The organism is Candidatus Accumulibacter sp. ACC003, from assembly GCF_907163085.1.
GTDB lineage: Bacteria > Pseudomonadota > Gammaproteobacteria > Burkholderiales > Rhodocyclaceae > Accumulibacter.
Window position 1 is genome coordinate 232,909 of sequence record NZ_CAJQTX010000005.1, and the last position, 12,937, is coordinate 245,845.

The 12,937-nt window shown below is 59.2% G+C and carries 8 protein-coding genes; 5 read left to right on the forward strand and 3 right to left on the reverse strand.

What is annotated here, in order from left to right; translation table 11 throughout:
• Window positions 1-45: 45 nt before the first annotated feature.
• Both QZ656_RS10905 and QZ656_RS10910 read left to right on the forward strand, forming a co-directional pair.
• Window positions 46-2,931, forward strand: a complete 2,886-nt coding sequence (locus QZ656_RS10905; protein ID WP_291993407.1) for an adenosylcobalamin-dependent ribonucleoside-diphosphate reductase — start codon at window positions 46-48, stop codon at window positions 2,929-2,931.
• 592 nt (window positions 2,932-3,523) lie between these two features.
• Window positions 3,524-5,779: a hypothetical protein gene (locus QZ656_RS10910; RefSeq protein ID WP_291993408.1), complete on the forward strand. Its 2,256-nt coding sequence runs from the start codon at window positions 3,524-3,526 to the stop codon at window positions 5,777-5,779.
• A gap of 121 nt (window positions 5,780-5,900) precedes the next feature.
• Here the strand turns inward: QZ656_RS10910 and QZ656_RS10915 are convergent, their stop codons facing one another.
• Window positions 5,901-6,398, reverse strand: a complete 498-nt coding sequence (locus QZ656_RS10915) for a hypothetical protein (RefSeq protein WP_366522149.1) — start codon at window positions 6,396-6,398, stop codon at window positions 5,901-5,903.
• A gap of 296 nt (window positions 6,399-6,694) precedes the next feature.
• Between QZ656_RS10915 and QZ656_RS10920 the strand changes: the two genes are divergently transcribed.
• The 3 genes from QZ656_RS10920 to QZ656_RS10930 all read left to right on the forward strand — a co-directional run bounded on the left by QZ656_RS10920 (window position 6,695) and on the right by QZ656_RS10930 (window position 10,960).
• The gene (locus QZ656_RS10920) at window positions 6,695-6,976 is read left to right on the forward strand and encodes a DUF6516 family protein (protein ID WP_291993409.1); all 282 of its coding nucleotides are present in this window, start codon (window positions 6,695-6,697) and stop codon (window positions 6,974-6,976) included.
• Entirely contained in the window at window positions 6,969-7,346 is a 378-nt protein-coding gene (locus tag QZ656_RS10925) for a hypothetical protein (protein ID WP_291993410.1), read from the forward strand. The genes QZ656_RS10920 and QZ656_RS10925 overlap by 8 nt, the downstream gene beginning before the upstream one ends.
• Before the next feature lie 98 nt (window positions 7,347-7,444).
• Entirely contained in the window at window positions 7,445-10,960 is a 3,516-nt protein-coding gene (locus QZ656_RS10930) for an AsmA family protein (RefSeq protein WP_291993411.1), read from the forward strand.
• Between the two features lie 46 nt (window positions 10,961-11,006).
• On the opposite strand, the gene QZ656_RS10935 is transcribed toward QZ656_RS10930, so the two are convergent.
• Together QZ656_RS10935 and QZ656_RS10940 are read right to left on the reverse strand one after the other, a co-directional pair.
• Window positions 11,007-11,630 carry a hypothetical protein gene (locus QZ656_RS10935; RefSeq protein ID WP_291993834.1) on the reverse strand — a complete coding sequence of 208 codons (624 nt, stop codon included), beginning with the start codon at window positions 11,628-11,630 and terminating at the stop codon, window positions 11,007-11,009.
• 128 nt (window positions 11,631-11,758) lie between these two features.
• Complete coding sequence (locus QZ656_RS10940; RefSeq protein WP_291993412.1) at window positions 11,759-12,340, reverse strand: PEP-CTERM sorting domain-containing protein; 582 nt, start codon at window positions 12,338-12,340, stop codon at window positions 11,759-11,761.
• Window positions 12,341-12,937 lie beyond the last annotated feature (597 nt).

Sequence of the window (12,937 nt, forward strand, 5' to 3'; positions counted from 1 at the left end):
CAGCCAAGAACGGCCAGCAGCCGTCACCACCCGGAGAGACCACCCATGAGCCAGCTCGAACACCAGTTAACCCTGTCGGCCGTCGCCGAGGCGCCGACCATCACGCCACTTACCGAGCAGGAAATATCGGTCGAGGTGCTGGTCGAAAAGTACGCCAAGGGAAATGAAACCTCGGTTCACGACGTCCGTCGCCGCGTCGCCCGCGCACTCGCCGCCAACGAGAACGAAAAACAGCGCGCGCACTGGGAAGAGCGCTTTCTGTGGGCACAGGAAACCGGCTTCGTACCCGCCGGGCGGATCAACTCGGCCGCCGGCACGACGCTCGCGGCGACGCTGATCAACTGCTTCGTGCAGCCGATCGGTGATTCGGTGGTCGAGATCGTCGACGGCAAACCCGGCATCTACAGCGCCCTCGCCGAGGCCGCCGAGACCATGCGCCGCGGCGGCGGCGTCGGTTACGACTTCTCGTCGATCCGGCCGATGGGCGCGCTGGTCAAGGGCACGCAGTCGCGCGCTTCCGGTCCGGTGTCGTACATGCGCGTCTTCGACCGCTCGTGCGAAACCGTCGAATCGGCCGGCGCCCGCCGCGGCGCACAGATGGGCGTGCTGCGCTGCGACCACCCCGACGTCGAAGTCTTCATCCACGCCAAGGACCACGGCGACCTCTCCAACTTCAACGTCTCGATCGCTGTCAGCGACGACTTCATGAAAGCCGTCGAGGACGACGCCGAGGTCGAACTCTCGCACCGCGCCGAGCCCAACGCCGACATGAAGCGCGACGGCGCTTTCCAGCGCGACGACGGCAGCTGGGTCTACCGCCGGGTACGCGCGCGCGATCTGTGGGACCAGGTCATGAAATCGACCTACGACCACGCCGAACCGGGGATCCTCTTCCTCGACCGCATGAACAAGGACAACAACCTCTACTACTGCGAAGTGATCGAGGCCACCAACCCCTGCGCCGAACAACCGCTGCCACCCTACGGCTGCTGCTGCCTGGGGTCGATCAACCTGACGCCCTTCGTCAAGGACGCCTTCAGCGCGCGCGCCGAGTTCGACTTTGCCGCTTTCGGCGAGGTCATCAAGCTATCGACGCGGATGCTCGACAACGTCCTCGACGTCACCGCCTGGCCGCTCGAACGGCAGCGCGAGGAAGCCAACAACAAGCGCCGCGTCGGCCTCGGTTTCACCGGCCTCGGCGACGCGCTGTGCATGCTGCGCCTGCGCTACGACCGCCCGGAAGCGATGGCCATGGGCGCGCGCATCTCCGAATACATGCGCGACACCGCCTACCTGGCGTCGGTCGAACTGGCGAAAGAGCGCGGCGCCTTCCCGCTGTTCAACGCCGAGCTCTACCTCTCGGGCGGCAACTTCGCCTCGCGCCTGCCGAACGAGATCAAGAACCAGATCCGCAAGCACGGCCTGCGCAACTCGCACCTGCTGTCGATCGCGCCGACCGGCACGATCTCGCTGGCCTTCGCCGACAACGCCTCGAACGGCATCGAACCGCCCTTCTCCTGGACCTACAGCCGCAAGAAGCGGATGGCCGACGGCACGCTCAAGGAGTACGCCGTCGAGGACTACGCGTGGCGCCTCTACAAACACCTCGGCGGCGACGTCGACAAGCTCCCCGACTACTTCGTCACCGCGCTCGAAATCTCGGCCAAGGCGCACAAGGACATGGTCGCCGCCGTCGCGCCGTACATCGACACGTCGATCTCGAAAACCGTCAACGTCCCCGCCGACTACCCCTACGAGGAATTCCAGGACCTCTACATGAGTGCCTGGAAAGCCGGCCTCAAGGGCCTCGCCACCTACCGCCCGAACAGCGTCATGGGCTCGGTGCTGTCGGTCGAATCGAAGAAGCAGGCCGAAGAGAAGAAGCAGCCGCAGGACTTCGTCAACGGCGACGCCAACCGCCGCCTGTCGATCAAGACGCTGCCGGCGCCGGTGCTCGCCAGCCTGCGCTGGCCGAACCGCCCGCAGCTGCCCGAAGGCAACATGGCGTGGACCTACATGATCGCGCACACGCACGGCAAGTTCGCACTCTTCGTCGGGCACATCGAACAGGACGGCCGCCACTGGCCCTTCGAAGCCTGGGTCAACGGCCCCGAGCAACCGCGCGGCCTCGGCGCCGTCGCCAAGACGCTGTCGATGGACATGCGCGCCAACGACCACGGCTGGCTGGCGCTGAAACTCGAATCGCTGGCCAAGACGCCCGGCGACGACGGCTTCGACATGGCCTTCCCGCCGCACGGCGAGCGCAAGCGCATGCCCTCGGTGGTCGCCGCCGTCGCGCAGCTGATCCAGCACCGCGTCGAGAAGATCGGCGCCTTCAACCACGACGGCCCGACGCCGGTGCTCGACGCCATGTTCAGCCTCAAGGAACCGAAGACCGGCACCGACGGCACGCTCTCCTGGACCGTAGACGTCTTCAACCCGGCGACCGGCGAAGACTTCGTCCTCGGCCTCAAGGAAATCACCCTGCCCGACGGCGTCACGCGTCCCTACTCGGTGTGGCTCGCCGGCAACTACCCGCGCGCGCTCGACGGCCTGACCAAGCTGCTGTCGCTCGACATGCGCGTCCTCGACCCGGCGTGGATCGGCATGAAGCTCAGGAAACTGCTCGACTACCCCGAGCCGCTCGGCGACTTCATGGCCTTCGTCCCCGGCACCCGCCGCCAAACCAACTACACCTCGACCGTCGCCTACCTGGCGCAGCTGATCATCCACCGCTACGCGATGCTCGGCATCCTCGACGAAACCGGCCTGCCGCTGCAGCAGATGGGGATTCTCGAAACACCAGCGGGTGGAACGGCAGCGAAACCGACGGCCGGGAAGCTTTGTGGCGAGTGCGGGAATCGGACGATGATTCGCAAGGATGGGTGTGATTTTTGTACGGCTTGTGGGGCGGTGGGGAGTTGCGGGTAGGTTGGCACGTATCGATCGGCCCTTCGTTTTTTTGGGTTTGTGTCGTTTCGTGAGGAACCGCCTCCGGTGAGGCGGATGCCTCTGCCGAGCCCTTCGGGTTCTCCCACCCCTTGCCCGCCGCCGAGGGCGGTGAAGTCCTTGCCGCCGGACCGGCTCGGGCGCTGCACGCGAAAGCCGCAATCAGCCCCAAGCCCTTGAGCGTATGGCTGTTTCTGACGCCCTCAACATCGCGGATCTGGATCGCGGAGCACCTCGGATGACGGCGGTAGCCAGCGGCCGGTTCCACAGGAAACGACATAGAGCCGCTTTTTTTCGCCTCCCAACCACCCGTGCCTGCCAGTGGCTCTCAAAAACACGATGACTTGCCTTTATGTTTCTTGAAAAGAAACACATAAATTGAGAATTTATAGAGTTCAACTTCTTAGCGTCAAGACTCCCTTATCAAGATGTCAGTCAAGTGCGACACATAATAAAAAGGTGCAACTGGGCTTTCCTAACCTCGTCAAGCGCCCGCACCTCCAAGGTGCGCTTTTTATTTCTGCTACAGTAAGGACGCCTTCTTTTACCAACGAGCAATGTTGAAAGAAAAGCAATGACAATTCGTCATTTATCCCCTGAAATTATTTCCCTTATTCACCATGTCGAACTAAATGAGTCAGGCTGGTGGAAAAAAGCCATTGGTCAAGTCATCAAAGGCGTTCTGTGGAAATCACAAAAACCGTTGTCTCAAGCCGAACTCAGGATTGGGCTAAAGCGAGAAGTGGGCATACAACTGCCGGACGAGGTTCTACTTAGGCAGATAGAAATTCTTTCATCTCAAAACTGCCTTACTCGCATGCCGAATCAAAGCTATAAGCTTACCGAAGCGACTAATCAAGCACTCACGGCAGCCTATCATAAAGCTTGTTCTGAACAAGAGCTGTGTCGCTCAGCCTTTCTAACCTCTTGCACTAATCACTGTCCAGACTTGCCATCAGAGAAAGTTTGGTCCGAATTTTCAAAAGCACTGTTGAATGCCGTTCGGGTAGCAGGTGCCAATTTGTTTCACCTCATTGCAGGCGGGAACCTTGAACAGGAAGGTGATTGGCTAGCCCCTTTTCTTCGCCCGTTTCCGCCTGAACACACAACAGGTCTTCGCAAGACTCTTTCAGAATTTTTCGCACCGGCCAATCAAGCGTGCAGAAATCAAGTTCTCCGCTTAATGTCCGCTCATTTTTTTGCCGAGGCTTCCCAACTTCGACCAGAAACACTCGCCGTTATTGAAAGTGCACGAAAAACGCACACAATCAAGGTCATCTTGGACACCAATTTCCTTTTTTCGGTGCTCGGGCTGCACGATAATCCAGCAGACGACTCCGTCGTATCCCTCGTCGATATTGCAAAACGAAATGAGCGCCACTTAAAGATTAAATTTTATGTTCTGCCTGGAACTCTAGATGAAGCACAGCGAACATTGAGCAGCCAACTTCATCTCGTCGAGAGAATTCGTACGACTGTTGCAATGGCAAACGTTGCCGTAACCCAACCCCTGCCCAGTATCGCCAAGAAGTTTTTTGACGCCGCCAAGCGTAGCTCTGGGCTAACGGCTGAAACCTTCTTCCGGCCTTACATTGATGACTTGCGTACGATTCTCCGTGACAAGGGAATCCATGTACTGGAAACACCACAGCACATCTACGCTCAGCGCCAAGATGTCATTGACGATGTTCTTTCTGAACAAGAACGAGAAACTGAGGAAATACCGACCCACCGCCGAAAAGGCTACGACCGATTGCTGCACGATGCGGTCCTTTGGCACGTAGTTACGGACAGGCGTGCTGACAATGCAAGTACACCGTTTGAGGTTGAGTATTGGGCTGTGTCAATTGATTGGCGTCTGATTGCTTTCGATAGAAAAAAGCGTACTTCCAATTTGTCCAAGCTCCCAGCTGTTCTCTATCCAAGTAACTTGGTGCAGTTCATACAGTTTTGGGTGCCACGTAGTCCTGACCTAGAGGAAAGCCTAGTGGACAGCCTCCAACTGCCACTGTTTTTTCAATCTTTTGACCCTGAGGACGAAAAAGCAACCATCAAGGTGCTGGAGGCCATATCTCGCTTCGAAAACGTAACAGATTTTCCCGAATCAACTCTCAAGGTCATTTTAGCCAATAAGGCACTGCGAACCCGCTTGCGGGGAGCAGATGCCTCAAATGATGAAATCTTTACTTTAGTCAGAGAAGAACTGCTCGCAGAGCATCAAACCACGGTTAATTCCCTTCACGACACAAAAGGAACTCTGGCACGTACCGAAGCCCATCTAATGGATGAACGTATCAGCCGTGAACAGTCACAGCGCTTGCTTGCAGATACTAATCTTCAGCTAGATGAAACAAACCGAAAGGCTGCGCAAATAGAAACTGACCTCGCCGAGGCGCTACGAACAGCAACGAACGCTGAAGAACGTGCTGCCAAGTTAGAGGAAAAGAGTTTAAAACAAGAGCAACAACTCTCCGCAAAGGACACGTTCTTACGTAAGCTTTTGTTCTTCATTTTTTTTGCTGCTATTCCAATAGTTCTTGGCGGAGTTCTAGGTTGGCACACCCATTCCTTTATACAAAATATAATTACTGACCCAACTAAAACTTGGGGAGTGTGGACTATCACCGGCGCCGCCTTAATCCTGCCGTTGGCGCTAGCTTGTTCAGTAGCACCATACTACATCTCCAAGCACCCCTCACTCAACAACTGGTGGTTGGCCAGACTATTATCGGTAGGGAAGCTGATACTGGCAGCTCCTTTGATAACGGCAGTTACCGGCTCGTTTCAGGGTGGCGTTTGGGATGGCATTAAGAATCTTGCGGGTTTGTAAGTCGACTTTTTAAAGACGCCCCCGGGCCAGGTCTTCCCTTTTGCCTTCTTGATAAAATCCGACGACACCTATGAGCAAGAGTAAAGCCCCGCCCCCACTTGCGCACTTACAAGTTCTGCTATCAACTCTTGGTTATCAACTCCAGCAATTCCGGCGATGAAAAAACATCTCTGTAGAACGTCAACTGCTCACCTTTGAAGTTGCAACCGCCGCGATGACCGCGCCTGACCCAGACACAGCTTCCTTTGGCCAGGGTTTCGTTGGTATCGTCATCGATACAGCTCCATTCGAACCATACGTACTCGCCATGGAACATGACAATCAGCCAGGTCATGGTGGCGCCCGGCTGGGCGATCAATGCCCACCAATGCTGTTCCCTGACTTTTTGCTCTTCAATTCCGTAGTAGGCGCCATCCTGGCAGAAGTGAACCAGGTCTGGCCGGTATTCACCGGTCAGGATGTCGCCTCGGCCCTGTCGCAATGCCTCGCAGTGCGTCGGCCACCACTCCTTGTTTTCCTGCTCGATCTGCGACATCGTATAGCCGTCACCGATCACGGGCGGCGACTCATCCTGCATCGCGTCGATCTTCAAAGAAAGCGCGAGAAATTCGCTTTGCAATGACGCCGCTGCCAGACCGGGCCTTGAGTAGTCGGCCGCGAGATCCGTGTAATAGTTGGTTCTTTTTTCACATTGACTCCGAGTGCTCTGCTTCTACTGCGAACGGTCAGGTCTTTCCTTTTGTCTTCTTGATCGAAAGCACGCGGCAGACCCCACGCTGACCTCACCTACACGCGTGCTTGATCCCGCGTTTCCGCGCGAAGGTGATTGCCTGGGCGTATCAGCGAAGCATAACGTGATCTCGTCCAGCTCTATGGTTCTAGGAACCATACCAAACCTGTGGTGTAATACCCCACATGAAGGCCAGCGAACTCTTCAGGACGAAAGACCAGTACGGTCGCGGCATCGTTGAAATCGTCATCTGGCGAGTGCCGCAACCGGTGCCGCCGTCCGAACGTTCGTGGAAGTATCGGCTGGTCTATGTGGTCGAAGGCAAACGGGTGGTCGGCTTCGACAACGAGCGAGGAAAAGGCGACCATCAACACATTGGTCAAGGTGAAGCACCCTACCACTTCACCAGCCCGCGACAACTGATGGCCGACTTCTGGGATGCCGTGAAAGGAATCGACGATGACTAAACGAATTCTGAATGTAAGAGTGGCGGCACGAGTTGAAGACAATCTGGAGCGTGCCGCCATCGCCATGGCAGCGCTGGAGCGCGGCGACGAAGCGCCGCCCTACTTTGGCGTCGGTTTCCAGAATGCCAGCCAGATGCTGGCGGTGTTTACCCCCAAACGCTGGGAACTGCTCGCGACGCTGCGTCAGGGAGGGGCCATGACCGTCGCCGAACTCGCTCGACGCCTGGGTCGCAACTACAAGAATGTCCATGGCGACGTGGAAAAACTGATCGAATGGCTGGCCGTCGAAAAGGACGCCCAGGGCCTGGTTACCGCGCCTTATTCCGAGATCGTAGTGGACGTCATGATGCCGGACACCGTGGCCGCCTGAACACACCAACGCCGGGGGCATATCTTTCCTTTTGCCTTCGTGATATCACCCGATGGCACGCCTAGCGAGAAACCGAGCAAGCGATGAGGTCTGCAGGATTGTCGACAACGCAAATAACAGCCAAGCCAAACACCAGGCGCCGCTGGGCAGCCTATGTCGCGCTGGCATTTGCGCTACTGGTCGTCGCCGTGGCAGGCATCGCGACGTGGCTACTGCTCGACGACAATCGCCTGCGCGTGGCGCTCGAAGAAAGCGTCTCCGCCCTGAGTGATCGCCCGTTTCACGTCGACGGTGAGTTCGCGATCAGCCTCGGCCGCATCACCACCGTGCGTGGCACCGACATTCGCTGGCTGAATCCGGGCTGGAGCCAGTCGCCCAACATGTTCTCGGCCAAGAGCTTGTCACTTTCGATCGATCTCTGGAGCCTGATTCGTGGCCCGATCGTGATCAGCAACGCGCAGGCGGACGACGCCGTGCTGTTTTTCGAGTGGAGCAAGGAAGGGCAGTTCAACTGGGAGATTGGCCAGAGCGGCAAAAGCAAATCCGACGAGCGCTCGACGCCGTTGCACCTGGTTCTCGGTCAAACCGAGCTGCGCAATGTCCAGATCCGCGTCCGCCACCCCGGTATGACCGACGAGTTGCTGGTCGACGTCGTGCAGGCAAGCCAGCAACGAGATGCGGAAGACATGCTGGTGATCAGCACCGACGCCGTCATCGACCAACGCACGATCAAGGGACACGGTCGCATCGGTCCTTTCCACGAACTCATCGCTGGCGGCGCCATCGACTACGACTTCGATCTCGCAGCGCCGAAGATCAGCCTCAAGGCCAGTGGCCACTTCGATCGCCTTTCTGATCCGCGCGCACCGCGCATGAACCTCGAGCTGCTTGCGGCCGACGCAGCGGACGCCTTGCGCGCCCTGGCGCTTCCCGAACTGACCCAGGGCAACATCGAACTGCACGCTGCGGTCGCGCCCGTCGGAGACCGTCTGGGCGGCACGCTGCAGGGCAACTTCGGCGCCTTCAAGCTGGACGGCAAGCTGACGACGAAACGTCTCTCTTCGCTTGACGATTTCTCTTTGCTTTTGCATTCCGAAGGACCCGGCGTCGCTGCCTTGGGGCAGCTGCTGGGGGTCGACAAGCTGCCGGAAGAGCCCTACTCATTGCAGCTCGACGCCACTCGCAGTGGACGGACGCTGCAAGTCAGGCAGTTCTCATACCGCAGCGACGGTCTCCTGCTCAAGGCATCAGGCACGGCGCCGAAGTTGCCGGAACTGGCCAACGTCGATCTCGATATTGACGCCAAGGTGGCCAACTTGCAGACTTTCGGCAAGCTCTTATCGCTGCCCTCCTTGCCAGCACTGCCGCTGCGTATCAAGGCCAGCGTCAAGAACCAGGGCGCTGGCGGCAGCGATGCGCTGCAGGGCGATTTCACCCTCGGCAATATTGCCGGCGAGCTATCGGGCAAGCTGAGCGAGAAGAAGGATCTGGCCGGCTCCACCTTCAGCTATCGGGCGAGCTCCCCGGACCTCCGCGAACTGCTACGCGCGCGCGGTATTCGCTTGCCCGCGGAAAGCCCGCTGCCCGCACGCCTGGACGGCGAGTTGGCGCTGCTTTCGCAACGGCTGCGTCTCGCCCGACTCGCGCTGAGCATCGCCGACAATCAGTTGTCCGCCAGCGGCGATATCGACTTCCGGCCCGCGGAAACGCTCTTCGACCTGACGCCGCAGATGCGGGGGGCTGACCTGTCCAGCCTGGCGGGCTTGTTTTTCAGCGCCAAGGACGCCGCCTATTTCCCTGTTGGGCCCTTTCAGCTGGCCGGCAAGCTCAGGCTTCAAGGTTCTCGGCTGCAGTTCACCAGTGCGGAGGCACGGGCGGGAAACAGCGTCTTTGGCGTCGATGCTTCGCTCGATCTGGCAGGAAAGACGCCACGTGTCGACGCCAGAATCACCGCCGAGGGTGGCAACCTTGCCGAGCTGCTCAAACCGCAGCTTCTGGAGGGCGTCCCGGCGGCGCCATTTTCGCTGAGCAGCCACTTGACGATGTCCGATCAGGGTATGGCGCTGAACGATCTGCAGTTCTCGCTGGCGGATAGCCGCTTGAGCGGCCGGCTATCGACGGGATGGCCTCGCGAGCCCGAACGAATCACCTTTGATTTGCTTGCCGCGGGCAGCAACCTGCGCGCCTCATTACCGGCGATTCCTGGCTACGTCGCCGCGCCGGCTGCCTTTCACGTAGAAGCCAGGGGCACGGCTGACGCGGCGAGTGTGAATATCGAACGCCTGGACGGCAAGATCGCGGCTGCCAGCATCGCTCTTGCCGGCAAGCTGGTGTTGAAACCGGTGTTCTCGGCGGATGCCGTTCGCTTGTCGGTGCAGGGCCCGAAGTTGTCGGAACTCGGCAGTCTCAAGGCCTGGCCCCTGGTCGACCAGCCCTTCGCGCTCAGCGGCACCATGACCGGCAGCAAGGACAGCGTGCGCATGGACGATTTTCAGGCCACCCTTGGTAAAAGTGACCTCAAGGGAAGCCTGCGCATCAGTACGACGACCCGGCCACGCATCGATCTCGACCTGCGCTCGGACTATCTGAACCTGCAGCCGCTGCTGGCGTCTCCGGAAGAGTCGGCGAAGAAAGCGAGTGGGTCGAACAAGGCGGGCGCGGTGAAGCAAGCGCGGCAGAACACCAGGAGCAGCAAGCTATTTTCCGACAAAGCGCTGCCTTTGGACCTGCTGCGTGCCTTCGACGGCAAGCTGCTGGCATCGTTCGCCAAGGTCGAAGGCAGACAACAGCAGCTGCACAATGTTCACGCCGCCGCCACTCTGCAAGACGGCCTGCTGGCCGTGGAACAGCTGCAGGCTCAGGGGCGGCAAGGAAAAGTGGCCGCCAACTTCACGCTCGATGTGCGGGGTCGGCAGCCAGTCGTCAAGGGGCAGCTCAAAGCGACCGACGTGATCTTCTTTGTCCGCGGGATAAGCGAGGAGGATGAAGCCAAGCTTCCGCATCACACCGTCGGCAGTCAGTTTTCGGCAAGCGGAAACAGCGTCAGCGCCCTGGCCGCAGGACTTGATGGCTATTTCTGGTTGCGCAGTTCCCCCGGCGAATTTCGCTCGCTGGACCTCGGTGTGCTGTTCGGTGATTTTGCCTTCGAGTTGTTCAACACGCTCAATCCCTTTGCCAAGAAGAGCCCCTACTCGACGCTGAGCTGCGGCGGTATTTACCTCGAGGCCCGCAAGGGGCGCGTCAAAACCGCGCCCGCAGTGGTTCTGCAAACCGACCGCCTTTCAGTCTTGTCGCGAGGAACAATCGACCTGCGTTCGGAGAAGATTGACTTCACTTTCAAGGTCGTACCGCTACAAGGCGTCGGCTTCAGCACCGGGCATCTGATCAACCCCTTCATCAAGCTTGGCGGCACATTACAGGCTCCGGCACTTGATCTGAACGTTCAAGGCGCGGCGATCGAAGGGGGCGTTGCGGTTGCCACCTTGGGGGCGTCGATTCTCGCAAGCAGTCTCTGGGATCGCTGGATCAGCTCGCCAGGCGCCTGTGAGAAGGTTGAGGAAGAGGCGCGCAAGCGTCGCCGTGTGCAAAACCCGACGGATGGGTCCCGGTTCTGACATCGGGACGCGCTGGCAACGCTGGGGGCACTGGCAAGTTCTGCTGTCAACTCCTGGTAATCAACTCCAGCAATTCCGGCGATGAAAAAACATCCCTGTAGAACGTCAATTGCTCACCTTTGAAGTTGCAACCGCCGCGATGACCGCGCCTCACCCAGACACAGCTTCCTTTGGCCAGCGTTTCGTTGGTATCGTCATCGATACAGCTCCATTCGAACCATACGTACTCGCCATGAAACATGACAATCGGCCAGGTCATGGTGGCGCCCGGCTGGGCGATCAAGGCCCACCAATGCTGTTCCCTGACTTTTTGCTCTTCAATTCCGTAGTAGGCGCCATCCTGGCAGAAGTAAACCAGGTCTGGCCGGTATTCACCGGTCAGGATGTCGCCGCGGCCCTGTCGCAAGGCCTCGCAATGCGTCGGCCACCATTCCTTGTTTTCCTGCTCGACCTGCGACATCGTATAGTCGTCACCGATCACGGGCGGCGACTTCTCCTGCATCGCGTTGATCTTCAAAGAAAGCGCGAGAAATTCGTTTTGCAATGACTCCGCTACCAGACCGGGCCTTGAGTAGTCGGCCGCGAGATCTGTGTAGTAGTTGGTCCTTTTTTCATCTTCACTCCGCTGTGTTCTCGAAGAAGGCTGCCTGCCTTCGGCCGGCGCCTGCAAGCGTGCGTTCAGGGCTTTTAAGCCCGGGGTCAAATCCTTCTTCTGGCCTTCGTTATGAAACCCGACGACAGGTATGGGACGAGAGGGAAGAACTGACCTCGGGAAGCGTCACCGCTGAATAAATGTGGCTACTGCCAGGCCCGCTTGCGGCGGGAAAGAGCAAGTCCGAAGAGTCCGATGCCGACCAGGCTGAGTGCTAGCGGCTCCGGGACGGCCTGGCCAACGCGAACGTCGGCACGAATGCTGCCCGAGTTGTCGCCATTATTGCTGTCCCAGTAGTAGAGATTCAGTGTCCCGGCAACGGGCGCGAGGCCGGAGAAGTTCGTGCCAAGTAGAAAATACGTGCCGGCCAACTCGCCGATCAGGGCACCATAGGGCGCGCTAAGCGCGTGCTGACTCCATAGGCCGAAGTTTTGACCAATCAGCGTCCCGCCAGCCTGCCCAGACTCGTCCGAGCCGGTGGCAAACAGATCGGCGACAAGGCCGTCGGCGTTGGACCAGCGCGGCAAGGCACCGGCGCTCCAGAGGTCGTTGGTGCCGGCGGTCACTGAAAATGCCTGATTGGCGCTCAGCGTGATGCCGGTGTTCAGTCCGGCGCCTCCGGACGAACTATTGGCAGCCGCTGCGACGTCGAAAAGAGCGGCGTTGGCCGTAGCGGCGCCACAGAAGGCAAGCGCAGCAATCGCCGCGCGGATCATGTTGTTCTTCATCGCCAAATCCTTCAATAGATAGAGCTCTGGTGCGCTACGCACACACCACTGTTTTGATCCCGGCAAGCGTCGTACTGATCGTTTGCGGGCGCCTGCAAGGCACGGATTCATTAGAACAGGGGCGCCACCGCGCTTGCGTGATATAGCGCACGTCTTGCCGGAATGGGCCGAGCCTGCCGTGCGTGCGCAGCGGGCGTCGAGGGCGCCGCTGATCGTGCCTTGGTGATGACACGCGCGGGCACCGGGGTCGCTTGCACACGAAACGAGCTAAACCGATATCCCCCTGGTCGCGATCAGGCGCCTTGAGCGGCCCGCGAAATTCCTTACCGACGAAGTCCTGGCGGCAGCCATCGCCGACACGCCGAAGTGCTTTCTGCCTGAAACTGTGATGCAATCCGACAAGGTATAATTGGTCAGCGCCGGACAGGTCTGCGGCATCGATAGCGCTAACCCTGATAAGTCCCGATTGGCGACGAAGCTCAGCGAGCCAAATCGAACCCCGCCGGAGCTGTCCGCAGGCGGCCGCTGAGGCACCCTCGCACTGTCCGCGGCGGTGAGATGGCAAGCGAATACGCCGCGGAAAGCTCAGCAAGTGAG

Coding starts and splice junctions, on each gene's coding strand:
- QZ656_RS10905 (WP_291993407.1), top strand. CDS start 46: ATGAGCCAGCTCGAACACCAGTTAACCCTGTCGGCCGTCGCCGAGGCG.
- QZ656_RS10910 (WP_291993408.1), top strand. CDS start 3,524: ATGACAATTCGTCATTTATCCCCTGAAATTATTTCCCTTATTCACCAT.
- QZ656_RS10920 (WP_291993409.1), top strand. CDS start 6,695: ATGAAGGCCAGCGAACTCTTCAGGACGAAAGACCAGTACGGTCGCGGC.
- QZ656_RS10925 (WP_291993410.1), top strand. CDS start 6,969: ATGACTAAACGAATTCTGAATGTAAGAGTGGCGGCACGAGTTGAAGAC.
- QZ656_RS10940 (WP_291993412.1), bottom strand. CDS start 12,340: ATGAAGAACAACATGATCCGCGCGGCGATTGCTGCGCTTGCCTTCTGT.